The organism is Paenibacillus sp. FSL R7-0273 (assembly GCF_000758625.1).
GTDB lineage: Bacteria > Bacillota > Bacilli > Paenibacillales > Paenibacillaceae > Paenibacillus_AQ.
In genome coordinates this window covers 4,924,648-4,951,351 of record NZ_CP009283.1, presented here as the reverse complement: position 1 = coordinate 4,951,351, position 26,704 = coordinate 4,924,648, and the positions used below count along the sequence as shown (strand labels likewise).

Sequence of the window (26,704 nt, the reverse complement as noted above, 5' to 3'; positions counted from 1 at the left end):
TCTAGCGTTTGTGATATAATACATAAAGTTATCACGATGAAAGCGACCTCAGATTTGCGTTATCCCTGAAGCTATGCTTCAAAAGAGAAACGGTGAGGCCGTTTTTTGCTTGAAAGATAAGAAAGGATATATTTCACGCTATCCTTTATCCTTATCTTTTTGCAGAAACGATTACCGTCCCTATAAGGACGGCGTAACCGTTTCAACTTACCCGTATCAGAAAAGTGGCTTCGAGAGAAAGCTGAAGGAGTGAACGAATAAATGTTCAAGTTAAGCGAGATTAAGGAATTGATTAAATTGCTGGACCAGACCTCCTCCGTACATGAGCTGGAGATTGAAAGCGAAGGAATGAAGCTGGCTATACGTAAACCGGATCGCCCTGAAGCTGATGGCAACGCAATCCAGGCGGCTCCTTATGTCTATCCCTTTACGCCAGCACCGCAGCCGCACAGCCCGCAGCATGTTGCACCTACGGCCCCAAGCGAGATTCCGGCTGCCGTACAGCCGCAGTCTTCCCCTGCCGAAGGAGCATTACATAAAATTGTTTCTCCAATGGTAGGGACCTTCTATAGTGCCGCTTCACCTGAATCGCCGTCGTTTGTTAATGTAGGTGACCGCGTGAACGAGAAATCAACCGTCTGCATCATTGAAGCAATGAAGCTGATGAATGAGCTTGAGGCGGAAGTAAGAGGCGAAATCGTGTCTGTGCTTGCCGAGAACGGCCAGCTTGTGGAATACGGCCAGCCGCTGTTTCTGGTAAAGCCGGAGTAACCGCCGCAGTACTAGAACAAGAGGAGCTTGCAAGCCTCGTTAAACTTTGGGAGGAAACGCATGAACATTCAAAAAGTGCTGATCGCCAACCGCGGGGAAATTGCGGTTCGCATCATTAGAGCCTGCCGCGAAATGGGCATTTCCACTGTCGCGGTTTATTCGGAGCCTGACCGGGATTCACTGCATGTCCGGCTGGCCGACGAGGCTTACTGCATCGGTCCGATGCTATCCAAGGACAGTTATCTGAACTTTACCAATATTATGAGCGTCGCTACACTTACCGAGTGCGATGCTATACATCCCGGCTACGGCTTTTTAGCCGAGAATGCTGATTTTGCCGAGATCTGCGGCTCCTGCAACATCACCTTTATCGGTCCTTCCCCTGATGCTATTACACGGATGGGGGACAAGGCAGTAGCGAAGGATACGATGAAGCTGGCCGGGGTTCCGGTTATTCCGGGCTCTGACGGTCTGGTGGGCGATGTGGAAGAGGCGGTTATGCTCGGCCGTGACATCGGCTACCCGATCATCGTGAAGGCTACCGCAGGCGGCGGGGGCAAAGGCATCCGCATCGCCGAGGACGAGGAATCCCTGGTGAAGCAGATTACCGCTGCCCAGCAGGAAGCGCAGAAGGCCTTCGGCAATGCCGGAGTGTACCTGGAGAAATTCCTGACCGGAATGAAGCATGTGGAAATCCAGATCATCGCTGATAATCACGGGAATGTTGTCCACCTGGGCGAACGGGACTGCTCTGTACAGCGCCGCCGCCAGAAGCTGGTTGAAGAGGCGCCGTGCTCCGTGCTGACGCCGGAGATCCGTGAAGCTATGGGTCAGGCGGCTGTACGGGCAGCACAGGCTGTGAATTACTCCGGAGCAGGTACCCTTGAGTTTCTGCTGGGTCCGGACGGACAGTTCTACTTCATGGAGATGAATACCAGAATCCAGGTTGAGCATCCGGTAACAGAGATGGTCACCGGCGTGGATCTGATTAAGGAAATGATTTCTGTAGCTGAGGGCAATCCGCTCTCCTTTACCCAGGAAGATATCGTGATCAACGGCTGGTCGATCGAATGCCGCATCAATGCCGAAGACCCGGACAAGAACTTTATGCCTTCACCGGGCAAAATCGGCTTTTATCTGCCTCCGGGCGGACTTGGCGTGCGGGTAGACAGCGGGGCTTACCCGGGCTACACCATTTCGCCGTTTTATGATTCCATGATTGCCAAGCTGATCGTCTGGGCGCCTACGCGCCAGGAGGCGGTTGCAAAGATGAAGCGGGCCCTGGCTGAATTTGCTGTAGAAGGCATACATACCACGATCCCGTTCCACCAGAAGCTGCTGGAGCACCCGGTGTTTCTGGACGGCAATTTTGATATCAAGTTCCTGGAAGAGTATGAAATTTAGGACGGACTCTCATTGTTTGTCATAAAGTTCGGCAAATGATATAGTATGTTTAATAAGAGACGTGCTCTCCGCTATAAATATTGAACAACTTTTTTATTGAAAGGGTTGAAGTCCAAGATGAGTACATTGCCGACGGAATTTGAACGTACGGAGATCGGCGAGATCCAGATTGCTCCGGAAGTAATTGAGGTTATTGCTGGTTTGGCTACTGTTGAAGTTAGAGGCGTAGCCGGCATGAGCGGCGGATTCGCCGGAGGAATTGTGGAGCTTCTCGGCCGCAAGAACCTGTCCAAAGGAGTAAAGGTAGAGGTTGGACAGCGTGAAGCTGCTGTTGACGTGTCCGTCATTATCGAATACGGCAACCGTATTCCGGAAGTGGCCGGAGAGATCCAGCGCAATGTGAAACGCTCCATCGAGACCATGACCGGCCTGACTGTAGTGGAAGTGAACGTGCATGTCCATGATGTCCAGTTCAAGACAACCGTGAATGCAGACAAGAGCGAAGATACAGAAGCGGTTCACCGCGTGAAATAAGGGCCCTCGTTTATCCATAAACCCCCGACAGCACCGTCGAGGGTTTACTCTAATTTAAGGAGGTTATGAGACACGTGGCAAAAATTTTGGACAGGCTTCTGCTGTTTGTTTACAGCCTAAGCATCGGAATATTATCTGTAATTGCCATTCTCCTCCTGAGCGGAGCAATACCGGATACGGTGGAGATTCAGGATGGTCCGGCCGCCTACATTGCAGCAATTGCAGTGGCCGTCATTCTGTTCCTGCTCAGCATCCGTTTCTTCTACATCTCCCTGCGCCGTGACCGGGCTTCCCAGCCGTCGGTAGACCAGCGTACGGAATACGGGGATATTCAGATTTCCATGGAAACCATTGAGAACCTGAGCCTGAAGGCGGCAGGTAAGGTCAAGGGCATCCGGGATCTGAAATCGCGGATCCGCGTGTCGCAGGCCGGACTTGAAATAATGATCCGTGCAGTGGTGGACGGCGAGCATTCGCTCCCGCTGCTGACTACAGAGGTTCAGCGTCAGGTGCATGATTTCGTGCAGGAGACGACCGGCATACCGGTTGCAGACGTTTCGGTCTATATTGCCAACCTCTCACAGTCTCCAAGCTTCAAAAGTCGAGTGGAATAGAGGTGAGTTTCCCTATGCCCTGGAAAGAAGTATGGGAAAGTCACGGGGGCAGAATTGCCGGAGTAACCTTCGGTATTGTGCTTGGCCTGATTTATCTGATTAGCGGTTTTTGGGATATGCTGTTCTTTGCACTGGTAGTGTTCATCGGATATACGCTCGGCAAAAGAAAGGATACTGCGCAGCCGCCCCTGTTCATATGGCAGGAGCTGGTTGAGCGGCTGTCCGGACGCTGGCGTCCCTTCAAATGAACCGCGATAGTCTTTCTCCCGGAGCCAGGAACCCGTTTCGTTTGCGTTGCCTGGCTTGCCGGGTGGAGGGCTGCGCGGTTTTTTTGATTTTAGATGGATATCAGCCAGTAAAGGACCTGATACAGAATGAATCCGCCTATGGAATGCTGCACCGCTACAGCAGTTGGCAGGGCAGCTGCCATCCGTTTAACTGTATTTCGTACAATCAGATACCTGTATATGCACCCGGTAAAGCTCCAGCCGGTTTTTGACTGTACGAAATACAATTAGGGATAAAGCAGACGGCTTTATGCTGAAAATAATCGTGTTTAGAAATGTAATGAATGACTTACCGGAAACAATGCTTTACGATATAAAATGCGAGATAAGATTGTAGGAGGAACAAATGAAGAGACGTTTAGCAAGAGAGATTATTGTCCAGAGCCTGTACCAGATGGAAATGAACGATGTGGATAGCGCGGAAGCGGTAGAAATGCTGATTGCAGAGGCATCCGAGGAGAACGAAAGCGAGCATGTGATTACAGATGAGGCCGAGCTGAAGGCTTATGTTGTGCTGCATGTGAACGGCGTATGGGAGCACAAGGTGGCAATCGACGACATGCTGGAGCATTATCTTAAGGGCTGGCAGATGAGCCGGCTGTCACGGGTAGACCGTCAGATTCTGCGGCTTGCCACTTTTGAAATGGTCTTTGCAGACGATGTGCCGGCCAAGGTTGCGGTTAACGAAGCGATTGATCTGGCCAAGCATTTCGGCACAGAGGATTCCGGTAAATTCGTCAACGGCGTACTCGGCAAAATGATCCAGGAAATCGATAAGCTGAAAAGCGAGCTGTAGGCTGGATTACCTATCCATTCATGCAGCAGCCACACTTCTACAGCAGATAAAAAGGGGAGAGACTTACATGACAGCAGCAATCATCAGCGGTAAACAGGTATCCGACGAAATTCGTATTGACATCGCACAGCAGGTGAAGGATCTGGCAGAGCACGGCGTAAAGCCGGGTCTTGCTGTCGTTCTGGTCGGTGAAGACCCGGCATCCCAGGTTTATGTCCGGAATAAGGAGAAATCCAGCACAGAGCTCGGCTTCCACTCGGAAGTGCACAGGCTCGATGCAGAGACAACCCAGGCGGAGCTGCTTGCCCTGGTGGCGGAGCTGAACAGCCGTAATGATATCGACGGTATTCTTGTACAGCTTCCGCTGCCCAAGCATATAGAGGAGAAGGCGGTAATCGACGCCATTGCTGTGGAAAAGGACGTGGACGGCTTCCATCCGATCAATGTCGGCAATCTGGTTATCGGTGACGACAGCCTGCTGCCTTGTACGCCTGCCGGCTGTATCGAGCTGATCAAGCGGACAGGCACCGGGATTTCCGGCAAGCATGCCGTTGTAATCGGCCGGAGCAATATTGTCGGCAAGCCGGTCTCCCTGCTGCTGCAGCGTGAGAATGCCACTGTAACCATGTGCCATTCCCGGACAGCGAATATGGCGGAAATCTGCCGCCAGGCGGACATTCTGGTGGTAGCCATCGGCCGCGCTAATTTCATCGACGGCTCTTATGTGAAGCCGGGTGCTGTTGTCATCGATGTCGGAATGAACCGGCTGGATTCCGGCAAGCTTGCCGGGGATGTGGACTATGAGAGCGCGAAGGAAGTTGCCGGATACATTACACCTGTACCTGGCGGTGTTGGCCCGATGACCATTACCATGCTGATGAGCAATACGCTGATTGCGGCCAAACGCCGCCGCGGCCTGGAATAGGAGCTGCTTATGGCGGCAGAACGGCAAGTCTTATCCATCAAGGATCTTAACAAATATATCCGGATGAAGCTGGATTCGGATGTGCTCCTGTCCGATGTGTGGGTGCGGGGGGAAATCTCCAATTTTACTCATCACGGCAGCGGACATATGTATTTCACGCTGAAGGATGAGAGCAGCCGGATCAAGTCGATCATGTTCGCCTCGCATAACCAGCGCCTGCCCTTTGTTCCGAAGGAAGGGACCAAGGTTATAGCCAGAGGCAATGTAACGGTATATGAACGGGACGGGCAGTACCAGTTCTACGCAACCCATATGCAGCCTGACGGCATCGGCAGCCTGTATATGGCTTATGAGCAGCTGAAGCGGAAGCTGGAGCAGGAAGGGCTGTTCGCGGCGGAACGGAAGCGTCCGCTGCCGCGCTTTCCGCGCGTGGTAGGTGTTGTCACCTCACCGACAGGAGCGGCCGTGCGGGATATCATTATCACGCTGCAGCGGCGCTTTCCCCAGGTGGCGGTGGTGCTGTATCCCGTGCTGGTACAGGGCAAGGGGGCTGCGCCTTCCATCGTGAAGGCGATCCAGAACCTGAACGCCATGGGCGAGGCCGACGTGCTCATTGTCGGCCGCGGCGGCGGCTCACTGGAGGAGCTGTGGGCCTTCAACGAAGAAGCCGTAGCGCGGGCAATCGCCGGCTCCGGCATTCCGGTGATCTCGGCAGTCGGTCATGAGACCGACTTCACGATCGCCGATTTCGCCGCAGATCTGCGGGCGGCGACCCCTACAGCGGCGGCGGAGCTGGCTGTGCCGCATGCCGCCGAGCTCGCCTCGCAGCTGCGCACTGCCGAGCAGCGGCTGCGCCAGGGCCTGCTGCGCCGCTCCCAGCGCGGCGGCGAGCGCCTGGCCTCGCTGCAGCGCTCGCTGGCGCTGGTCGGCCCGCGCCGCCAGCTGGCCCAGCACGCGCAGCGGCTGGACATGCTGCGCGCGGCGCTTAGCCGCGCAGCCGAAACCCGGCACCGCCGGGCGCAGGAGCGCCAGGCGGTGGTACGCGCACGGCTGCAGCGGTTCCACCCGCAGGCCAGCGTGAATGCGGCCCGGCAGCGCACCGGGAGCATCACCCGCACGCTTGCGGGTGCGATGCAGGCGCGCCTGCGGGACAAGCGTGCGCGCTACGTCTCGGAGCTGCGCTCGCTCGACGCGCTCAGCCCGCTTAAGGTCATGTCACGCGGCTATAGCCTCGTGTATGACGAGAAGGAAGAGCATTTAATCAAATCGCTGAAGGAAGTTGAGCTCGGCGATGTGGTCAACATAAAGCTGAATGACGGACAGCTAAGCTGCCAGGTCTGGGGAATGAAGGAGGATGGCAAAGACGATGACGAAGGAAGCGGAACTGGATTTTGAAGGAGCCATGGAGCGGCTGGAGGAAATCGTGCGTGAGCTTGAGCACGGCGACGTTCCCCTGGAGAAGGCCATAGACCTGTTTCAGCAGGGAATGAAGCTGTCGCAGCTGTGCGGCAGCAAGCTGGAGCAGGTGGAGCGCAAGATTGAAATGATTACCGAGATGGACGGGGAACTTCGCAAGAAGCCTTTTGGCGCCCGGCTGGAAGGGGACAGCGATGAGCAGGTCTGAGTATAGCCCGGAGCTAAATGCGGCAGGCGGAGAACGCCAGACGCTTAAGGATTATATCGCCTCAGTAACGGAAGCTGTGCTGCAGGAGCTGGAGACGACACTTCCGGCGGACTGGACAGTCCCGGGACATCTGAGGGATGCGATGAATTATTCCTTGCAGGCCGGCGGCAAGCGCCTCCGTCCGCTGCTCGTTGTCGCCGCCTGCGAATCGCTTGGCGGCAGCCGTGCGGCGGCGCTGCCGGTTGCGGCGGCCATTGAGATGGTGCATACCTATTCACTGATTCATGATGACCTGCCCGCAATGGATAACGATGATTACCGGCGGGGCAAGCTCACCAACCATAAAGTGTTCGGTGAAGCGACCGCTATTCTGGCCGGGGATGCACTGCTCACCCATTCCTTCTACAGCGTGGTCCAGGCGTCCCGCCGGCATGGCGTGCCTGCTGAGCAGGTTCTTTCCATTGTCGAGGAGCTGGCTGAGATGGCCGGTCCGCGCGGTATGGTCGGCGGACAGGTGGCCGACATGGAAGGGGAGCAGGGGCTTACCAGTCTGGAGCAGCTGCAGTATATCCACCGCCATAAGACAGGTGATCTGATTGTCTTCTCGCTGCTGGCCGGAGGACGGATTGCCGAGGCGGATTCTGCCCGGCTTGAAGCGCTGCGTGAATTCGGGACCCAGATCGGCCTGGCCTTCCAGGTGCAGGATGATATCCTTGATCTGGTCGGTGACGAAGGCAAGCTTGGCAAGAAGACAGGCAGTGACATCAAGCAGCAGAAGGTGACATACCCGTATTTTATCGGGCTGGAAGCCTCGCGCGCTGAAGTGGAGCGGCTGACCGAGGCGGCCCGCAGCGCCGTGCTTGGCGGAGGCTTCAAGGACAATTCGCGCCTGCTGGAAATTGCATCCTACCTGATGTCCAGGGATCACTAAAGAAAATTCCGAAGCGGCTGTATTTCGACAGCCGTTTCGTTTGTGTTATAATGGGGTTTATATTTTACAACATCTAGGAAAGCGGGGAAGACTCGTGCTGCTTCCAAATATAAATGATCCGCAGCAACTCAAATCTTTATCAGTGCCAGAGCTGGACTCCCTTGCAGAGGAGATCCGTACGTTTCTGATTGAGAAGCTCACTGTGACCGGCGGGCATCTGGGATCCAACCTGGGGGTAGTGGAGCTGACACTGGCGCTGCATTACTGCTACGACAGTCCCCGGGACAAAATGATATATGATGTAGGACACCAGGCGTATGTCCACAAAATTCTGACCGGCCGGCAGGACCGTTTCGATACGCTTCGTAAGAAGGACGGACTGTGCGGCTTCGTCAAGCGCACGGAGAGTGAGCATGATGTCTGGGAAGCCGGACACAGCAGCACCTCCCTGTCAGCAGCGATGGGTATGGCTGTGGCTCGTGACCTCAAGGGTGAGGACAACAAGGTCATTGCTGTTATCGGAGACGGGGCGCTGACCGGCGGGATGGCCTTTGAAGCGCTGAACCATATCGGCCATGAACGCCGCAAGCTGATGGTGATTCTGAACGATAATGAGATGTCCATTGCGCCTAACGTCGGAGCTATGCACAATTATCTGAGCAAAATCCGCTCGGACCGCCATTACCTGCGGGCCAAGGACGAAGTGGAAGGGCTGCTGCGGAGAATTCCGGCAATCGGCGGCAAGCTGGCCAAGACAGCTGAGAAGCTGAAGGACAGCCTTAAGTATATGATGGTTCCCGGCGTACTGTTCGAAGAGCTGGGCTTCACCTATCTCGGGCCGGTGGACGGACATGATATTGAGAAGATGATCGACACCTTCCATCAGGCGGACAATGTGAACGGTCCTGTGCTGGTGCATGTGCTGACTACCAAAGGTAAAGGCTATAAGCCTGCCGAGACTGACTTCTACAAATCCCATGCGATTTCTCCATACAAAATCGAATCCGGACAGCCCCTTAAGGCAGTCGGCAAGCCGCCGATGTATACGGAAGTATTCGGTGAGGCGCTGATTGAGCTGGGCCGTGAGGACAAAAGGCTGATTGCTGTAACGCCTGCGATGCCCGGCGGCTCCGGACTGTTCCCGTTTGCCAAGGAATTCCCTGACCGGATGATTGATGTCGGTATTGCCGAGCAGCATGCGGCGACGCTCTGTGCGGCGCTGGCTATGGAAGGAATGAAGCCGGTCTATGCGGTTTATTCCACCTTTATGCAGCGGGCCTATGACCAGATTCTGCATGATATCTGCCGTCATAATGCCAACGTGATGTTCGCTATTGACCGTGCAGGCTTTGTCGGTGCGGATGGTGAGACGCATCAGGGGGTTTATGATATCGCCTTTATGCGCCATATCCCGAATATCGTCATCATGATGCCTAAGGATGAGAATGAGCTGCGCCACATGATGAAGACTGCCCTGGAATACAACGACGGACCGATTGCCTACCGTTATCCGCGGATTGACGGAACCGGTGTGGCCCTGGACAAGGAGCTGCACACCATACCAATCGGTTCTTGGGAACGTCTGCGTACCGGCGACGATTACGCTGTGCTTGCCTGCGGGCCAATGGTTCAGGTTGCCGAGGAAGCGGCGGAGCTGCTGAAGCGTGAAGGTATTCAGCTGGGAGTTGTAAATGCACGCTTCCAGAAGCCGCTCGACAATTCGATGCTGCTGGAGCTGGCCCATTCCGGAACCTCGATGGTTGTCATAGAGGAAGCCAGCGAAGCGGGCAGTCTGGGCAGCGCTGTGCTGGAGTTCTTTGCATCACAGGAAATCTATGATGCCCGCGTACATCTGATGGGTGTGCAGGACATTTTTATTGAGCATGGCTCCGTCAAAGAGCAGCGCCAGCAGACCGGCCTGACCGTTGAGGCATTGTGTGCACGGATCAAGGCGATGAAGGCGCTGAGCAAATATACGTATAAGTCGACCTCCACTTCCTGAGCTTACAGGCCCGGGAAGCGGTTGACCCAAGAACGATCAGGAGATGAACATGGAACACCCTAAAGAACGGATTGATGTTTTACTGGTGGAGCAAGGCTTTTATGATAGCCGCGAGAAGGCCAAGGCAGCCATTATGGCAGGCCTTGTGCTGGCGGATGAGGAACGGATTGAGAAGGCGGGCATGAAGGTGCTCCGCAGCTCTGTCCTGAAGGTAAAGGGAGCTGTGCATCCTTATGTCAGCCGCGGCGGCCTCAAGCTGGAGAAGGCGCTCCGCCAATTCGGGATCGGCCTCACCGGACGCGTCATGCTGGACATCGGCTCCTCCACCGGAGGCTTTACCGACTGTGCCCTGCAGCACGGGGCGAGTCATGTCTATGCCATTGATGTCGGTTATAACCAGCTGGACTGGAGCCTGCGCAATGACGAGCGGGTGAGTGTAATGGAGCGGACGAATTTCCGCTACATGACCCCTAAGGATCTGCTGGGTCCGGTGCCGGATTTTGCGAGCATTGATGTTTCCTTTATTTCACTCAAAATCATCCTTCCTCCGCTTAAAGCGCTGCTGAGCCGTCCGGCAGATATTGCTGCACTCATTAAGCCGCAGTTCGAGGCCGGCCGTGAGAAGGTCGGTAAATCCGGCGTTGTGCGTGATCCGGCAGTACATAAGGAAGTGCTGGTTAATGTACTGACTATGGCAGACGAGCTCGGGTACCGTCTTGAGAACCTGACCTTCTCGCCGATTACCGGCGGGGAAGGGAATATTGAATTCCTGGCTCACTGGAAGCTGGAGCAGGAAGAGGCTGAAGCTGCTGCGGGGAACGGCCTGCAGGAAGCCCGGGCTCCCCGTTATTCCGGTGACAGCTTTGCCCTGCTGGCTGAGACGGTCATCAAAGAAGCTGCAGCGACCTTTACGGCCGCTAACGGAAACTCATCGAAGAAACGATGAGTTTCTTTTGCTTGAAAAGTATGTATACTCACAGACTAAAGATCAGTAAACGTTGACGTAAGCAGGAGTTCACGGCCGGCTGGGCGAATAAATCACCGAGGTGATTTGCGTGGCAAGCTCTGACAAAGCCGTTGTGGCGCTTATTGGACTGGCAGCTGCGATATTTCTGGTATACCGGATTTATCTTTGGCTGCAGAGCTCACCGAGTTCTTTCCTTAAGGACCGGGTGCCGATCAACAATGATATTGCTCCCCACCCATCCATTGAGTGGCTGGAGGCAGCAGGATATGAGGTGATTGGCGGCAAGCTCAAAATCCCGTTATCTTTTAATGTAGACGGTGCCCCCATGTACAGCCGGCTGTTTATCGACTATGTGGCCGGTAAAGAGGACGGCTCCTATTATCTGGTCATACTGTCCAGACCCCGCAAGGAGCTGGAGTTCACGGGGAGCGCACTCCGGGATGCACTTCTGCCTTATATGCTGATTTATCCTGACTGCAGCGGAGTGCTGTATGTCAACACGGTGTCGGCGGCCATTCATGTGATTTCCTTTGGCAGGGATGACGGCGAGTCCGCCTAATATTCATTTTTACAACACAGGAGGCAACAATGAAGGGACACAGGCATATCAAGATTCGTGAAATTATTACACACAAGGATATTGAAACACAGGACGAGCTGGTGGATCAGCTGCGTGAGGCAGGCTTTCAGGTGACGCAGGCGACCGTTTCACGTGATATCAAGGAGCTGCTCCTGATTAAGGTCCCGATGGACGACGGGAGATATAAATATTCCCTGCCGACAGACCAGCGTTACAATCCGACCCAGAAGCTGAAAAGAGTGCTGGTGGATAATTTTGTCCACATCGACTCCTCAGGTAATCTTGTAGTGATGAAGTGTCTGCCGGGTACCGCCAACTCGGTGGCTGCGCTGATCGATAATATCGACTGGCCGCAGATTATGGGAACCATTTCAGGTGACGATACCATTCTGCTCATCTGCCGTCTGCCGGAGGACAGCAAGGATGTCATTTCGCAGATCATGGGATATATCTCCTGAACAAAATAAATGTAGCAGCAATCCATTCATGGGAATCATCTTTTCGGAGGTGCAGTCATTGTGTTAGAAACGTTATCGATCCGCAATCTGGCCGTTGTTGAAGCGGTGGATGTGCATTTTTATCCCGGATTCCATGTGCTTACAGGGGAAACTGGCGCCGGGAAATCCATTATTATAGATGCGCTGGCACTAGTTGCCGGCGGGCGCGGCTCCGCAGACTCCATCCGTTACGGCTGTGACAAGGCCGAAATGGAAGCGCTGTTCAGCCTGCCGGACAGCCATCCGGTGTGGGAAACGCTGGAGCGCCTTGGTATTGATGCCCAGCCTGAGGAGCATCTGATTATCCGGCGTGAGATTACTTCAACCGGCAAAAGCACTTCACGTGTGAACGGCCAGATGGTTAATCTCAGCATGCTGCGGGAAATCGGTGAACAGCTGGTTAATATTCACGGCCAGCATGAGCATCAGAACCTGCTGAAGGCGGAGCGTCATCTCGGGCTTCTGGATACGTACGGGGAAGCTGTAATCGGGCCGCTGAAGGCCGATTATCAGGAGAAGTATGCCGCCTTTGCCAAGGTTGAGAAGGAGCTGCGGGAGCTGCAGGAATCCAGCCAGAAGGCTTATCAAATGCTGGATTTGTACCGTTTTCAGCTAGAGGAAATTTCTTCGGCGCGACTAAAACCGGGGGAAGATGAATTACTTGCCGAAGAACGGGTCAAACTATCCCACAGTGAGAAAATGATGGATTCAGTATCCGGCGCATACGACCTGCTGTATGACAAACAGGGACTGGAATCCGTTAATAAAGTAATCTCCCGGCTGGAGGATGCCGTCCGTTATGATGAGAAGGGGCTGCGGGCTGTACTCGAACAGCTGCAATCGTCCTATTACCAGCTGGAGGACGCCGCCTTTCAGCTGCGGGATTACCGGGAAGATATAGAATTTAACCCCGCCCGGCTGGAGGAGATCGAGAACCGTCTTGATCTGATTAACGGGCTCCGCCGTAAATACGGGGACAGTGTGGAACAGATCCTGGCGTATTATGATCAGATACACCGGGAGACGGACCTGCTGGAGAATAAGGATGAGTATATTGAGAAGCTGACCGTGAAGCGCAACGGCCTGCTCACTACATTAATGGAAGCGGCAGAGGTGCTCAGCGAAGCACGCAGGCAATGTGCGGCTGATCTGGCCGGACAGGTTGAAGGTGAGCTTAAGGATCTGCAGATGGAGCGTACGTCCCTGCAGGTCAAGCTGGATCTTATGGAGGACCCGCGCGGCGTCGAGTACAAGGATCGCCGTTATCGGCTTACCCGTCAGGGTATAGACAGCGCGGAATTCATGATCTCCCCGAATCCGGGTGAGCCGCTGCGGCCGCTCGGCAAAATCGCCTCTGGCGGTGAGCTGTCGCGGATTATGCTGGCGATGAAGAGTATCTTTGCCCGGACAGACGCGATTCCGGTCCTGGTCTTTGATGAAGTGGATACCGGTGTCAGCGGGCGGGCGGCCCAGTCCATTGCGGATAAGCTGTTCAAGCTGTCGTCCTCCTGCCAGGTATTCTCCATTACCCACCTGCCGCAGGTGGCCTGTATGGCTGACCATCAGTATCTGATCCGCAAAAAGGTCGAGGATGGCCGGACGATGACCGAGGTGGATTCCCTCTCCGCTGATGGCAGGGTTATGGAGCTTGCCCGGATGCTCGGCGGCGTCGAAATTACCGAAAAAACATTGCATCACGCCCAGGAAATGCTCAGTCTGGCCGAGGCCAGCAAAGCAGCCATAAGCTAGGCGGAACAATGATTGACAGTAATAAAAGCCTTGGGGCAAGGTTATCTTATAGGTACGCAATTGGCGACCACCTTTTTCGTCAAGCGAAAGAAGCAAAAGGGAGCGTGACAGCCATTGAAGCCGAACCTCAGGAAGTTAATGCCCTGCCTTTTTTTAACATTCTTTCTCAGCTTATCCGGCGTAATGGGGCCAGCCCAGAGTTATGCCGCACAGCGTGATCCGCAGCCGGCCAAGCCGGCGGCACAAGCAGCAGACCAGGAGCTCAAGGTTATCCCTGGAGGCCAGACGATCGGTGTGAAAGTAAAGTCGGCAGGTGTTCTTGTTGTTGGCCATCATTTAATTGAAGTATCTGAGCAGTCCAAGCTTTCACCAGGCGAGAACAGCGGTCTGATACCTGGTGATCTGATGGTCTCCATCGACGGTGTGAAGCTTAATGAGGTATCCAAGGTTGCGAAGCTGGTTGAGAAGGCTGGTAAGTCGGGCGAAACGCTGAATATTGTTTACAAACGCGCCGGCAAGGAGCATACAGCCAAGCTGAAGCCTGCTTATGACCGTAATGACAAGGTATGGAGACTGGGGCTGTACATCCGTGATTCTGCGGCTGGTGTAGGCACCTTAACCTTTTATGCTCCGGAGCAGGGAGTGTATGGCGCTCTGGGCCATGTCATTACGGACATGAACACAGGAACTCCGATTGTGGTCGGCAGCGGGCATATTGTACAGTCCAGTGTAACCTCGATTTCCAAGAGCCAGGACGGCGATCCCGGCGAGAAGCGGGCGGTGTTCCTGAAGGAAAGCCAGGTGCTGGGTAATGTGCAGAGCAACACAGATTTCGGTATCTTCGGTAAAATGACCAAAAACCCTGATCACAGCCTGTACAAGCAGCCGATTCCGATTGCTAAGAGCAGTGAGGTGAAGGAAGGGCCGGCGCAGATTCTTACTGTTGTTGACGGTCAGCAGGTGGAGCGCTTCAATGTGGAGATTATCCATGTCGCCCATCAGCAGACGCCTGCCACTAAAGGTCTTGTGCTGCGCATTACGGATCCCCGTCTGATTGATAAGACCGGCGGCATTGTCCAGGGCATGAGCGGCAGCCCGATTGTGCAGGATGGACGTTTAATCGGCGCAGTAACCCATGTGTTCGTCAATGATCCCAAGTCAGGCTACGGCTGCTTTATCGAGTGGATGCTAAAGGATTCCGGTGTCACCGGGCAAACTGAACTTTCCCCATACAATCTTAAGGCGGTATAGCCTTAAGATTTTTTTGTCGAAGCTCAGCGATATAAATCGAAACATGAAATAAAATATTTAATTATAATCTAACGGCGAAAAAAAATAAAGAAAAATAATTTTCGACAGAAGGATATTTAAAGAGCATGTCGAAAACCTAAGGAGTGCGATAAAAAAGTGGTAAAGAATAGCAGATATGAATAAGGAGGAAGCAGCCAGTGCAGAATATTGAAGTGTTGTTGGCCGATGATAATAGGGAGTTCACAAACTTGCTTGCTGAATACATCACGGAACAGGAAGACATGACCGTTACAGGCATCGCTTATAATGGGGAAGAAGTGCTTCAGATGCTTAGCGGGGCAAGAAAAATTCCGGATGTACTGATCCTCGATATTATCATGCCGCATTTGGACGGACTCGGCGTTCTTGAACGCCTGCGTGATATGGATCTGAACCCGCAGCCGAAGATCATCATGCTGACTGCATTTGGCCAGGAGAACATTACTCAACGGGCTGTTCAGCTTGGCGCGTCGTATTATATTTTGAAGCCGTTCGATATGGAGGTCCTGGCCAACCGTGTGCGTCAGCTCGTCGGCACCCAGGGCAGCATGAGCAGCTCTCCTAACATGTCGGGCTATGTCGGCTCTAGACCATCGTCCTCAATGTCCAACACGAATGTAGTGCCGCTCTCCAAGGGCAAGAACCTGGATGCCAATATTACCTCCATCATTCATGAGATCGGTGTGCCTGCCCATATTAAAGGCTATCAGTATCTGCGCGAAGCGATTACAATGGTATACAACAATATTGAAATTCTCGGGGCTATAACCAAAACCCTCTACCCGGCCATTGCGGAGAAGTTCAAAACAACTCCATCCCGTGTTGAACGGGCTATCCGCCATGCGATTGAAGTCGCCTGGACACGTGGCAACATCGACAGCATCTCCCACTTATTCGGCTATACGATTAATATCTCCAAATCGAAGCCGACCAATTCGGAATTCATTGCCATGGTAGCCGACAAGCTGCGGATTGAGCATAAGGTGTCTTGAAGGGGTAAGGATCAAGATACGTAGTTTTCCATCACCCGATAAACCTTTATGGTTTATTGGGTTTTGTTTTTTTAGCTAAACAGATGTAAGATTTGGGTATACCAATCTAAAGGAGAATGTGTTTTGAAGGAAGAATCACTTCAGTATATTTATACTAAACGCCGCAATTTTAAATTTAAATTAACGGTTCAAACGGTCTTTCTGTGTGTCGTAACCATCATTGCCAGTCTAATATTAAACGGCTTAACCGTAAAAACAGGAATCATTTCAGGCTCGGCCTTTATTGTTTGTTTGGCAGGGTACATAGGTCTGAACAGCTTGCAGAGAAAGCTGGTTACCGCAAAAAGAAAATCAATTATTGAAACGGGTTTTCCAATCAAAGATAATGTGCTGACCAGCGTACAGCAAGAGCTTATTTTACTTGATATAGACGACCTTCTTAGCGGATCATGGCCTAACAAGAATCCTTTTTCTGCCTTTAGCGATATAGCTGCTGTTAAAAGCAAGATTGAAGAAGGTGAAGCACTAACAGAGACAGAAATAAAGGGTTTAAACGAAATATACTCAAAAGAGAGCTTTAAGCAGCTGCACAGATGACAGCAAGTTCCGCAGCCGATGCGGTTATCAGGAGTGCAAGAGCGATGAACAAAGAAATGAACAAAGAAATTATGCGGTATTCATTCATTTTAATCGGAATTATTATATTTGGTCTTGTTATTTATCCTGGCTTATACAAGTTTGAGAAGCTGGACCAAAGCTTTCCGGTTAAAATAAACCGGATTACAGGAGATGCAAAGATTTTAACTGCTAAGGGCTGGCAGGATGCGGGTGACTACGACTATGCATCAGCTTTATTTGCCGAGTATAAGCAGCAAGTCATTGATGCTATGGATGGGCAGAGTGAGATTATTAAGAACGATGTAATGAACAGTGTTCATAACGATCTTGTAAAGGCTAAAAATGAAATTATCAATACAATGGAATCTAATACATCACATCCAACGTACCCAGACGGAACATCGGTGTTTTACTCCGCAAATAATCATATGAGCAGCTCAAAAAGCGAAGCCTTAGCAATAAAAATTGGATTAGGCGATTCCAAAGATACGGTTAAGCAATCACTAGGAACGCCAGATCATATCACAAACGGTGGAGATACGTGGTATTATGGATCAGCTATTATAAGCTTTAACAATGGTGTTGTTGAAGGATGGAACGACCAGCTAGGTGAACTGCTCCTTAAATGACAGCAAAAAGACACTGAAATTAAATCATCAGTGTCTTTTTCTTGTATATCAGCCGCCTTTACAGCAGCTTAATCAGCGCTTCAAGCTCCTCCGCCAATACTTTGGCCAATTCAAAATTCTTGTCCTTCAAAGCGAGCTCTATTTTCATTTCAACAGCCTTTTTGTTTTGTTCCATTTCTAAATAGTCTTTATCAAAATGACTGGCATAAATCATCTTTCTGAATTTACGCATGCTCATTTTTCTGATTGTCTTATCCTCAATGATCAAAACATAGTCCATACCATTTACGACAGAGTAGAAGTCATGGGAAATCATGAGAATGGCGCCCTTATACTCTTGAATGGCTTTCTCAAGGGCGATTTGGGTATAGGTGTCCAGGTGGCTTGTCGGCTCATCCAGCAGCAGGATATTTGCCTTACTGGCAGAAACCTTAGCCAATTGCAGCATGTTTTTTTCTCCGCCGGAAAGAGCTTCTATTTTCTGGGTAAGAATTTCTCCCTCAAAGCCATAGTTTGCTAGATAGGATCTTATCTCATCATAAGTATCAAACCCCGCATCAATGAACTCTTCCAGAATTGTATTCGAATCGTTCAGCCCTTCCCCTTGAAGCTGGGATAAATACGCCACTTTAGCATCAGGGTTTATTTCAATGGAAGTATGATTATGTTTAACAATATCCCGGAGCAGGGTCGTTTTCCCTGTACCGTTAGGACCGATGATGGCTACCTTGTCCGACGATTTGATCTCAAAGCTGACATTCTCCAACAGCAGCTCGTCAAAGGAAACACTGTAATCCTTGACGTTAATTACTACGGTGTCCTCTTCAAGTTCATGTTCCAGGCTGAAAGTGATCTTCGGCTGCTTAATGTCTACAAAAGGTGCTTTAATCCGGCGGGCTTCCAGTCTTTCCTGGAATTTAACTCTGGCTTTTAACGCTCTTCCCCTCGATGCTTCTGAATTGTAAGTTGCAATAGCTCTAAGATTATCGATAATCGTATCGTTTCTCTTGACTTCTTCCTCTTCAGCGAGTGCGAGCTCCTGTGCCTCGATTTTGGTCTGAAGCAAGGAGAAATTATAGTCAATATACCGACCGTCAAACTCCTGGATCTCCAGGTTTTCAAGGTGGATAATTTTGTTGAAGCAATGATTGAGCAGATACCGGTTATGCGTAACGACCAGAAGAATGCCTTTGTGGGAATTAATCAGATTTTTAAGCGCATTTAGGTTCTCAAAATCCAAGAAAACATCCGGTTCATCCATAATCAACACGTCCGGACTGTTCAGCATTTCCTTCATGACCTGAATAAGCTTGAATTCCCCGCCGCTGAGGTCCGATACCTTGAGCTCCTTCAGCTTCATGAGATTTGCCAGATTTAGCTTCTTATTAATATTGCTTTCAAAATCGTCCCCGCTGATGGATTCGAATGCGTCTAAAGCGAGCTGATACTTTTCCAGTAACGGCTCAATATCGGCGGAAGTCTCCATTTCAGTGAGGATAGCGTTTATTTCATTCTGAAGCTTAATAAATTCTTCACCAATGTATTCAAAAACCGTCGTTTCGTTAGCGTTATCCAGCTGGGAGAACTGGCTTACATACCCGATTCTGCAATCCGGCTCTATCTCTAACCTGCCATCATACAAATATCTTTCCGGATCAATCAAAATATCTATTAATGTACTCTTCCCGCTGCCGCTTGTCCCTATAAAAGCGCAATGCTGAGCCTCTTCAAGCGTAAACGTAATGTTTGTATATAATTCTTTTTGCGGAAACGAAAAGGATAAGTTATCAACTTTTATCATATATAACCTTTCTTTATAGCTAAAATGGTGAGCATATTAATGATTTTTAAGTAGCATCAAGTTGTTAGAATAACACTGTTTTCAGCTAACAGCAATCAAATTTATCTCTGGCTGAGCGGCTTTTTCTTATCCCCTGATTCTACCCCGGTGCTAAATGGTTAATTACAAAGCAGCTAATACATAACAACGTGATTAATACATATGGTTTCACCGTTTTTAGCAGCTAAATTTTAAATCACTACATTTTTCGACATGCAAATTTTAATCACCCGTGTATAATCATTGTAAAAATGAAAGGTGCAGTAATTTTCAAGAAAATACACCAATACATTGAAGCAAGCACATTAGTGTGAAGGGGAAAGAGTCGGATGGCCAAAAAAAGCATATTAAATGTATTGGTCGGTGTTCTAAGCCAGTTGATTGTGATTGGACTGGGGTTTTATATCCCGCGGCTGGTCATCCTTACCTACGGCTCGGAAGCGAACGGTCTTATTACGTCTGTTGTGCAGGTTATTACATACTTATCCTTACTGGAAGCAGGGGTCGGGGCTGCCTCCATACAGGCGCTTTACAAGCATATCGGGAATAACGATAAGTCCAAAATCAACGAAATTCTGACTGCAACCTCGTCGTACTACCGCAAAACAGGCTGGTATTATTTTATCGCGGTCATCCTGATTTCAATCGGATATCCCCTTGTTGTCAGCTCAGGCTTCAGCAACCTCACAGTTATGGCCATTGTATTGTTGAGCGGATTGGGCGGAGCCGTTAATTATTATTTTCAGGGAAAGTTCAGGGTTCTGCTGCTTGCTGAGGGCAAGAACTACATCGAGGCTTCCGTAACCGCGCTGTCCACGATTGTAAATAACGTCATCCGTATTATTTTAATGCTGAATGGCTTTGATATTATCGTTGTTCAGGCTGTTTATTTTGTAATTACGATTGTCCAGATTATTGTGTACCAGCTCTACATGAGAAGGCATTATAAATGGATTAATTTCAAGACTACGCCGGATTACCAGGCCATCAGCCAAAAGAACTCCGTTCTGATCCACGAGCTGTCCTATCTGGTATTTAAGAATACAGATGTTATCCTGCTCACCCTGTTCACTAACCTGAAGGTTGTAAGTGTGTATATGATGTACAATATGATCTTTGGTGTGGTGGAGAGAGTAACCTTTACCATCCGTGACAGCTTCAAGTTCGCATTGGGTCAAAAATACAATAATCATTTTCCGAAATTCATTAAAATGTTCAACCTCTTTGAGTCTTCCTATATCTCGCTGGTGTTTGCCCTGCTGACCATTACAACGATTCTAATCCTGCCTTTTATGAGGCTGTATACTTCAGGGATTGAGGATACCAATTATATTGATACGCTCCTGCCAATATTGTTTGCTGTGGTTAAGCTGCTGTTCAATGCACGGTTATCCTCGGATCTTGTCATTGATATCGTCGGCCATTTCCGCAAAACGCAGTGGAGATCGATTCTGGAGACATCCATTAACTTTGTCCTCTCATTGATACTGGTATTTCCGTTTGGTGCTTACGGGGTGCTGTTTGGGACCATGGTCGCTTTAACTTACCGGCTGATTGATATAGTATGGTACACTAACAGCAAATTATTAAAGAGAAGCTCCTGGATCACCTACAGAAAATGGATTATAAATCTGCTTGTTTCTATAATCATCATAGCCGTAACGAAACAGTTTGATTTTATGGTTACTCCGCATTCATACACAATGTTCATTTTAGACGCTGCTGTGTTATCGGCTACGCTGGTCCCGCTGTTTTTTATAGCAGGTCTCTGGTTAAGCAGATCAGATACCGACATGCTGCAGGAAATGCTTAGTCCGCTCCTGGCTAAACTCAAAATACGCAAAGCAGGGCGGCAATACTAAAGGAATATGGGGGTATTAGAATGGAACCGCAAATCAGTATTATTGTTCCGGTGTATAATGTAGCTGACTATTTGCCGAAATGTATCGAATCGATACTGGCGCAGACCTTTACGGACTTTGAGTTGATATTAATTAATGACGGATCTCCGGACAAATCCCCTCAGATCTGTGACCATTACGCGAGTCAGGACAGCAGGGTGCATGTGATTCATAAAAAGAACGGAGGCGTATCGGAGGCCAGAAACTGTGGTCTTGATATTGCCAGAGGCAAATATATCGGGTTCGCAGACAGTGATGACTGGCTGGCACCGGATATGTTTGAGCTTTTATACAACTTAAGCGAGAAGCATGATGCCGATATTTCTATCTGCGGCCACTATGTGGTGACGGATGATTCGACTGAACCGTTATATGAACATTTTGAAGGTGAGATTGTCTACAGCAATGTGGAGGGTGTCCAAAAAATCGTCGAGGATATAGAAATTCAAAGCTACTTATGGAACAAGCTGTTCAAAAGAGAGCTGTTTGAGAATCTCCGTTTTCCGGTCGGTAAAATTTACGAGGATCTGTGGGCCATGTATTTCCTGTTCAAGCATGCCAATAAATCTGTCCGCGTGTGGGACCCGAAATATTATTATCTGCAAAGAGGCGGCAGTATTACGCAGGTATGGGATGATAACAGCTTCTATAACTACTACCTGGCTGTAATTGACCGGTATAACGATCTCAAGTCTGAAGGGAAAAATACCGCTTATCATGATATATCCAAGCAATATCTGGATGATGTAGTGGAGTACGGCTTTAATTACTACAACTATTACATTAAAAAAGGCATGAAGGTAAATGATGAGCGCTGTGAGGAATTCATTGGCTTTCTCAAAAGCAATATCAACCCTTTTTTCCAGGACAATACGCTGGGCTTTAAAAATAAAATGAGCATCAGCCTGCTGTTCTTTAACAAAAGATTATACGCACATTTATTCAAATTTGCATTTGTCGTACTCCGGAATAATAAAATAGGATAAGCACATTTTGGTGCACTCCTTAATTGGAAATGAAAATCCAATGGAGGAGTGTTTTGTTTTTGTGTTATGATAGTAGTAGATGTGCCGTTACGGTCAATATCGCTGCAGCAGATTTTAGACAAGTCTGTATGGGTTTAAAAGAAGTTGTAAAAGATATTCTTACAGAGTATGAAACTCGCCGGTTTACAAAAATGAATAATGTTGCCCTTTCTTGCAGCCATCTATTCATCCTGATCCATAAGCCAACAAAAAATGGTTCGACAGAAAAGGGGAATCCACAAATGAGAATTAACGTTAAATTTACTCCAAAGGGAAAAGCGGCGGTTGAGAATTTCAGCAACGATGAGCTGCTTGAAATTTTTGCGCGGTATCTAAAAACCCTGACCAAGAAATACGACATTGAGGTTGATGTACCGCATGAGGTCAACCACAGCATCGTGGAGGACGGAACGGTCATTGTAATGGCACGGAATGTGAACTGTGATGTGGATACCTTCTTTAAGGAATTGAGCCGTGATATCAAGGTGCCGCTGAAGAAAAGACTTGGCGGGAAATTGGACAATGTGTTCAAAACAGAAGTTATTGAATAGCTGACAAAAAGCCATCCCTTCTTAATGAAGTGGATGGCTTTTTGGAATGCGCTGATATGAATCGTGAATCACATTATATGTAGAATAGTACTGATATCATTGAGCTCACGCATCCAAATGATCGGTTGGGATTAAATTTCTTCCAGTCAGAATATTCATGATGATCTCAATAAAATCAGGCGAAGCCTTAGCCTCCACCGCCAATTCATAGATGTTTAAGAGCTGCTCGTCAGATAGTAGTTCAAGTGATGAGGGGCGCGGAGAAGGATGAAAATAATAATCCATTAGATTCCTCCATCAATAGGTATAATGATCCAAATTATAGCTAACTTATTCAAATGGTACCATTTGGAAGGAAATCCGTCTCCTGTCATTCGCCCTGCGAATCACTCTTTACAAAACATGGTTACTATGTCATAATAGTTCCCCTTTTTATCATAAAAATCCCAGTATCAAAGGATACTGGGACGCTTACGCTGGCTCTTTCAATCTGCTGAACCTTCTGACGGTGCGGCAAGAAACCGCTTGATACGGGGTTCATTAGACTCTGATACAGTAGCAAATTGTTCACCTTCAACAAAATGGACAATTTTGCGCTCGGCGTCATACGCGTTGACCTTATTCAGGCTAACGACGTTGTTACGGTCAAGGCGTTCGAATCCTTTACCCTTGTAAGCAATCAGCAGATCGGAAAGAGTAGTGGGGAAAACAAATTCGCCTTCTTTCGTATGGACGAATATTGCATTTTTGTAGCTGGAAAAATACAATATGTCTTCCTCCCGGATATCCAGGGAAGAGCCGTCGTTTTGTAAGACACGCATGTTTTCCCCATCCTTGTTGGATTACTTGCGGAGTTCTTTTGGTGCTTCTGGGCTGTGAAAAGCTGGTTTCATGATTGACACAAATAAGCGGGAGGATGCCGCAAGGACTGAGGATGCGTGCTTGGCAAGCGTCTTTTTCATGGTTTATCCCTCCTTATCCATGGAATTACTGTTAAGGATTGTGCGAGAAACGCCAATCCGATGACAGACGAATGCATAAAAAAGTTAAGACATACTAATAGAACTGAAATGATCTTTAAGATCGGAAATATTTTCACCGGCATCAGGGCATTTTTGTCCGGATTAGGTGCGAATAGGAGCATGATGAGCAGGCTTGCCATGTTCATTAAGGTAAGATTTAATTCATAGAAACTAAACAGGTAAGGAACAAGTGTGCATAATAAAACAGAAAAAGTATTACAGGCTCTTGCCGTTTTTAAATGAAAACCCCCTGAAGTAAGGCGAAGGATCGAACAGCTTAGAAGGAAGGTCATGAACTCGGCGAAGTGGCCAGTAAGCAAGCCGGTCGCTGCTGTTGCAATGAAAATAAGCAGAGTATTCAATATAATGCCAAGTGAGTATTGCATTATTTCGACAGAGTAGGTTTCCTCCGGGTTAGCCTGTTTAATCGCAACAGCAATCTTATGAGATAATGTGTTCATTCTCAGATCTATCCTTTTTATATGAAAGATATACATAGCTATATAACAAGGATCCATAGGCTAAAGGCATCAAGAAGAAATAATCGGAGTAATGCTCTGAAAGATTGATCATTAAAACAACAATAAGAACACAAGGTAAGGTTAGAGCAAACAATATAAACTCATGTGACTGGATTCTAATCTTTTTATTCTGTTTGTCCGGTACGAAATCAAAGCCTCTTCTTTGTTTTCTGATATAATAAGCTATTAAAAGTGTTGTCAAAGCAGAGACTATCTGTAAAATGTTAACTCCCATTGTCGGATAAAAAAAGGTTAAGGAATAAAATCCTGTAATATTCATAATTAAATAGCAGGTCGATTGCAGCAGCATGTAGGATAAATAGGTAAGACCAGTCATTATCGCTGCATAAAAAATGTGGAGCCGGAACAGAAGCCAAAGGAAGCAGAAGGTAAGCAGATATTGAATAACTATATCTGTGAGTACCATGCCATAATCATGCCGCAGAACAAATGAGACAAAAGCCATAATCAGACTTGCAAAAATCATTTCAGTTATGTAAAGGTCAATCTTAAATACTCTAAATGCAAGCAGGAACATAGCGAAGGTTTCCAGGACAGAGAATAACATGTATATCGAAAAATCCAGCATACCTACACTCCCGTGAACAAGTTGACTCTTCCTTATTCTTGCAAAGATTATACATAATATACTAAAATACAACAATAGCAATTTACACTCTTCTACAAAATATTCATAATTTTAGGTGAGAGGGGCATTTTCAATGAATCAGCGTCCGGAACAGGGAGAGTATACGGAAGCACAGGCGGGTTATATCGCTCTAGTGCCGCCGGAAGGTGACATTCTCACCATTCTCCGTGAGCAGTCCAAGGAGGTTTTTGCGCTGCTTGGCGGGCTCAGCGAAGAACAGGGTAATTTCAGATATGCCCCGGAGAAGTGGAGCATCAAGGAGATGGTCGGCCACCTGACCGATAATGACCGTATTATGTCTTACCGGCTGCTCTGTTTTGCCAGAGGTGAGCAGGCGCAGCTGCCCGGCTATGAGGAGAAGGACTATGTTGCGTCGGGAGGCTTTGACCGCTTTACCCTGAAGCAGCTGGTGCTGCATTACCGGATTGTCCGTGAATCCACACTTGCCCTGCTGGAAAGCCTGCCGGAGGATGTCTGGACCCGGGCCGGGAACTTCTATTCGGTGCCGGTAACCGTCAGAGCCCAAGCATGCATGATTGCCGGACATGAACGACATCACATGAATATACTGCAGGAGCGTTACCTGAATCAGGCATAAGAGCTTAACCTGAGAACAGCATAGACGGGAGGGAGCTTGTATGAACGTTGCCAGAAGCATACTGCGTTTCTTCATACCGCCTGAACGGACGCTGCTGTATACCTCTTTTGACCAGAGGGAGTATTTCGCCGTCAAAAACCGCCTAAGTGCAGCAGGAATCCGGCACCGCTCGAAAATTAACGGTGGAATGCGCGCCGTTTCAAGCCGCAGCCAATTTGGAGGCAATGCAGCATCGAGGCACGAGCTGTTTGTATGTAAGGAAGACGAATACCGGGCACTTAAGGCAATTCAAAAGTAGAGACAGTATTGCGAGGCTCATAATAAAAAAGCATCCCGCCCGTATCTGATACGGTGCCGGGATGCTTTTTTGCTGCTACAGGGGCGGATTCTTGTGACATTTGCGGCATACGGGGTAATAAGCTTCATTGCCGCCGATCTGGATCTGCTTGCCGCTGTAAACGGGCTTGCCGTCCTCTACGCGTAGCGCCATTGTTGCCTTACGCTCGCAGAACCAGCAGATGGTCTTCATTTCTTCGATTTTATCGGCGTAGATCAGCATGTATTTGCTGCCTTCGAAGAGATTGTTCTGGAAGTCATTTTTGAGGCCGAAGGCCATGACCGGAATGTTCAGCTCATCCACAATGCGTACAAGCTGGAGAATGCAGTCCTTGGTAAGGAACTGGCATTCGTCAATCAGCACACAGTGGGGTTTGGGCAGATTGCCGCTTACTATGCCGTAAATATCGGTATTTTCATCAATAGCTATAGCCTGCTTGCGCAGACCGATGCGGGAGGAAATGTAACCGACCTCGTCCCGGTCATCAATGGATGGGGTGAAGATGAGCACCGACTTGCCCTGCTCCTCATAATTATGGGCTACCTTGAGAATCTCAATGGATTTGCCGCTGTTCATTGCGCCGTATCTGAAAAACAACTGTGCCACGTCCATCTATCCTTTCGCTCTAATCCCAAAGAGTGTAGTATGCCTGAAAATTCGACCATATTAGAGTATCATATGTGCCGGTACACTAGCCAGTGAAAACATTGCCGGTCCCCCGGCATCTCAATTTCGTCATTTCCTGCGCTAAGATCATTTATGAGGATGTGCTATAATGGACGCACGTGTTTTTCAGCGGGAGAATTTGTACAGGAAGGAAGTTATGACAAGTGTCGGAGAAATTGGAGCAGTATAAGGAACGGGTGGCCGGTGCCCGGGAGAATGGAGGGCTGTCAGAGGATGTGCAGACCCTGCTGTCGGACATGCTGGAGGAGCTGGCAGAGCTCAGCCGCAGCAACAAGGCGCTGAGAAAGGTCATTCTGAAGAATGGGCAAGGCTCAGCGATGTCCACCCGGTTGCGGGATGCTCTATACGAATAAACAGATGAGG

30 protein-coding genes are annotated in these 26,704 nt (G+C 49.3%); 25 read left to right on the top strand and 5 right to left on the bottom strand.

Annotated elements, in window-relative coordinates:
* The first annotated feature begins 261 nt into the window (after nt 1-261).
* The 19 genes from accB (at nt 262) to R70723_RS21335 (ending at nt 17,210) form a co-directional block, all read left to right on the top strand.
* Nucleotides 262-771: an acetyl-CoA carboxylase biotin carboxyl carrier protein gene (gene accB, locus R70723_RS21425; RefSeq protein ID WP_039875224.1), complete on the top strand. Its 510-nt coding sequence runs from the start codon at nt 262-264 to the stop codon at nt 769-771.
* Nucleotides 772-831: 60 nt separating this feature from the next.
* Complete coding sequence (gene accC, locus R70723_RS21420; RefSeq protein ID WP_039875221.1) at nt 832-2,175, top strand: acetyl-CoA carboxylase biotin carboxylase subunit; 1,344 nt, start codon at nt 832-834, stop codon at nt 2,173-2,175.
* A gap of 117 nt (nt 2,176-2,292) precedes the next feature.
* The gene (locus tag R70723_RS21415; RefSeq protein ID WP_039875220.1) at nt 2,293-2,709 is read left to right on the top strand and encodes an Asp23/Gls24 family envelope stress response protein; all 417 of its coding nucleotides are present in this window, start codon (nt 2,293-2,295) and stop codon (nt 2,707-2,709) included.
* A 74-nt stretch (nt 2,710-2,783) separates the two neighbouring features.
* Nucleotides 2,784-3,323, top strand: a complete 540-nt coding sequence (gene amaP, locus R70723_RS21410) for an alkaline shock response membrane anchor protein AmaP (RefSeq protein ID WP_039875219.1) — start codon at nt 2,784-2,786, stop codon at nt 3,321-3,323.
* Between the two features lie 14 nt (nt 3,324-3,337).
* A complete protein-coding gene (locus tag R70723_RS21405; RefSeq protein WP_039875218.1) occupies nt 3,338-3,571 on the top strand; it encodes a DUF2273 domain-containing protein in 234 nt (77 codons plus the stop codon).
* Between the two features lie 385 nt (nt 3,572-3,956).
* The gene (nusB, locus tag R70723_RS21400; protein ID WP_039875216.1) at nt 3,957-4,406 is read left to right on the top strand and encodes a transcription antitermination factor NusB; all 450 of its coding nucleotides are present in this window, start codon (nt 3,957-3,959) and stop codon (nt 4,404-4,406) included.
* A gap of 67 nt (nt 4,407-4,473) precedes the next feature.
* Nucleotides 4,474-5,331, top strand: a complete 858-nt coding sequence (gene folD, locus R70723_RS21395) for a bifunctional methylenetetrahydrofolate dehydrogenase/methenyltetrahydrofolate cyclohydrolase FolD (RefSeq protein WP_039875215.1) — start codon at nt 4,474-4,476, stop codon at nt 5,329-5,331.
* A 9-nt stretch (nt 5,332-5,340) separates the two neighbouring features.
* On the top strand, nt 5,341-6,726 hold the full coding sequence (gene xseA, locus R70723_RS21390) for an exodeoxyribonuclease VII large subunit (RefSeq protein WP_039875213.1): 1,386 nt from the start codon (nt 5,341-5,343) through the stop codon (nt 6,724-6,726).
* A complete protein-coding gene (xseB, locus tag R70723_RS21385; RefSeq protein WP_039875211.1) occupies nt 6,698-6,955 on the top strand; it encodes an exodeoxyribonuclease VII small subunit in 258 nt (85 codons plus the stop codon). Before xseA ends, xseB begins: the two co-directional genes overlap by 29 nt.
* Nucleotides 6,942-7,886 (top strand): polyprenyl synthetase family protein, encoded by a 945-nt coding sequence (locus R70723_RS21380; protein ID WP_047171187.1) that lies wholly within the window; start codon nt 6,942-6,944, stop codon nt 7,884-7,886. Before xseB ends, R70723_RS21380 begins: the two co-directional genes overlap by 14 nt.
* Before the next feature lie 94 nt (nt 7,887-7,980).
* Nucleotides 7,981-9,888, top strand: coding sequence for a 1-deoxy-D-xylulose-5-phosphate synthase (dxs, locus tag R70723_RS21375; protein WP_039875209.1), 1,908 nt, complete (start codon nt 7,981-7,983; stop codon nt 9,886-9,888).
* A gap of 49 nt (nt 9,889-9,937) precedes the next feature.
* Nucleotides 9,938-10,834, top strand: coding sequence for a TlyA family RNA methyltransferase (locus R70723_RS21370; RefSeq protein ID WP_039875207.1), 897 nt, complete (start codon nt 9,938-9,940; stop codon nt 10,832-10,834).
* A gap of 109 nt (nt 10,835-10,943) precedes the next feature.
* Entirely contained in the window at nt 10,944-11,414 is a 471-nt protein-coding gene (locus R70723_RS21365) for a hypothetical protein (RefSeq protein WP_039875205.1), read from the top strand.
* 29 nt (nt 11,415-11,443) lie between these two features.
* The gene (gene ahrC / locus R70723_RS21360; RefSeq protein WP_039875203.1) at nt 11,444-11,893 is read left to right on the top strand and encodes a transcriptional regulator AhrC/ArgR; all 450 of its coding nucleotides are present in this window, start codon (nt 11,444-11,446) and stop codon (nt 11,891-11,893) included.
* 60 nt (nt 11,894-11,953) lie between these two features.
* Nucleotides 11,954-13,681, top strand: coding sequence for a DNA repair protein RecN (gene recN, locus R70723_RS21355; RefSeq protein ID WP_039875201.1), 1,728 nt, complete (start codon nt 11,954-11,956; stop codon nt 13,679-13,681).
* A gap of 183 nt (nt 13,682-13,864) precedes the next feature.
* Nucleotides 13,865-14,932: a SpoIVB peptidase gene (spoIVB, locus tag R70723_RS21350; protein ID WP_305954267.1), complete on the top strand. Its 1,068-nt coding sequence runs from the start codon at nt 13,865-13,867 to the stop codon at nt 14,930-14,932.
* A gap of 197 nt (nt 14,933-15,129) precedes the next feature.
* The gene (gene spo0A / locus R70723_RS21345; protein WP_039875199.1) at nt 15,130-15,963 is read left to right on the top strand and encodes a sporulation transcription factor Spo0A; all 834 of its coding nucleotides are present in this window, start codon (nt 15,130-15,132) and stop codon (nt 15,961-15,963) included.
* A gap of 123 nt (nt 15,964-16,086) precedes the next feature.
* Nucleotides 16,087-16,560, top strand: a complete 474-nt coding sequence (locus tag R70723_RS21340) for a hypothetical protein (RefSeq protein WP_039875198.1) — start codon at nt 16,087-16,089, stop codon at nt 16,558-16,560.
* Nucleotides 16,561-16,604: 44 nt separating this feature from the next.
* Nucleotides 16,605-17,210, top strand: coding sequence for a hypothetical protein (locus R70723_RS21335; protein ID WP_039875195.1), 606 nt, complete (start codon nt 16,605-16,607; stop codon nt 17,208-17,210).
* 58 nt (nt 17,211-17,268) lie between these two features.
* Here the strand turns inward: R70723_RS21335 and R70723_RS21330 are convergent, their stop codons facing one another.
* On the bottom strand, nt 17,269-19,011 hold the full coding sequence (locus R70723_RS21330; protein WP_039875194.1) for an ABC-F family ATP-binding cassette domain-containing protein: 1,743 nt from the start codon (nt 19,009-19,011) through the stop codon (nt 17,269-17,271).
* A gap of 368 nt (nt 19,012-19,379) precedes the next feature.
* Here R70723_RS21330 and R70723_RS21325 point away from each other — a divergent pair, with 368 nt between their 5' ends.
* From R70723_RS21325 to R70723_RS21315, 3 genes are all read left to right on the top strand, one after another.
* Nucleotides 19,380-20,912, top strand: a complete 1,533-nt coding sequence (locus R70723_RS21325; protein WP_052421412.1) for an MATE family efflux transporter — start codon at nt 19,380-19,382, stop codon at nt 20,910-20,912.
* A 20-nt stretch (nt 20,913-20,932) separates the two neighbouring features.
* Nucleotides 20,933-21,937: a glycosyltransferase family 2 protein gene (locus R70723_RS32235; protein WP_052421411.1), complete on the top strand. Its 1,005-nt coding sequence runs from the start codon at nt 20,933-20,935 to the stop codon at nt 21,935-21,937.
* 281 nt (nt 21,938-22,218) lie between these two features.
* Entirely contained in the window at nt 22,219-22,527 is a 309-nt protein-coding gene (locus R70723_RS21315; RefSeq protein ID WP_039875192.1) for a hypothetical protein, read from the top strand.
* Nucleotides 22,528-22,632: 105 nt separating this feature from the next.
* Here the strand turns inward: R70723_RS21315 and R70723_RS21310 are convergent, their stop codons facing one another.
* The 3 genes from R70723_RS21310 to R70723_RS21300 all read right to left on the bottom strand — a co-directional run bounded on the left by R70723_RS21310 (nt 22,633) and on the right by R70723_RS21300 (nt 24,010).
* The gene (locus R70723_RS21310; protein ID WP_039875191.1) at nt 22,633-22,812 is read right to left on the bottom strand and encodes a sporulation histidine kinase inhibitor Sda; all 180 of its coding nucleotides are present in this window, start codon (nt 22,810-22,812) and stop codon (nt 22,633-22,635) included.
* 200 nt (nt 22,813-23,012) lie between these two features.
* The gene (locus R70723_RS21305) at nt 23,013-23,348 is read right to left on the bottom strand and encodes a LytTR family DNA-binding domain-containing protein (RefSeq protein ID WP_039875189.1); all 336 of its coding nucleotides are present in this window, start codon (nt 23,346-23,348) and stop codon (nt 23,013-23,015) included.
* A gap of 137 nt (nt 23,349-23,485) precedes the next feature.
* Nucleotides 23,486-24,010, bottom strand: coding sequence for an accessory gene regulator ArgB-like protein (locus R70723_RS21300; protein ID WP_039875187.1), 525 nt, complete (start codon nt 24,008-24,010; stop codon nt 23,486-23,488).
* Between the two features lie 782 nt (nt 24,011-24,792).
* Between R70723_RS21300 and R70723_RS21290 the strand changes: the two genes are divergently transcribed.
* A complete protein-coding gene (locus R70723_RS21290; RefSeq protein ID WP_039875185.1) occupies nt 24,793-25,317 on the top strand; it encodes a DinB family protein in 525 nt (174 codons plus the stop codon).
* 40 nt (nt 25,318-25,357) lie between these two features.
* On the top strand, nt 25,358-25,615 hold the full coding sequence (locus tag R70723_RS21285; RefSeq protein ID WP_039875184.1) for a hypothetical protein: 258 nt from the start codon (nt 25,358-25,360) through the stop codon (nt 25,613-25,615).
* A gap of 75 nt (nt 25,616-25,690) precedes the next feature.
* Here R70723_RS21285 and R70723_RS21280 read toward each other — a convergent pair whose 3' ends face one another.
* Nucleotides 25,691-26,260, bottom strand: a complete 570-nt coding sequence (locus tag R70723_RS21280; RefSeq protein WP_039875183.1) for a thymidine kinase — start codon at nt 26,258-26,260, stop codon at nt 25,691-25,693.
* A 224-nt stretch (nt 26,261-26,484) separates the two neighbouring features.
* Here R70723_RS21280 and R70723_RS21275 point away from each other — a divergent pair, with 224 nt between their 5' ends.
* Nucleotides 26,485-26,694, top strand: coding sequence for a hypothetical protein (locus R70723_RS21275; RefSeq protein ID WP_039875182.1), 210 nt, complete (start codon nt 26,485-26,487; stop codon nt 26,692-26,694).
* Nucleotides 26,695-26,704 lie beyond the last annotated feature (10 nt).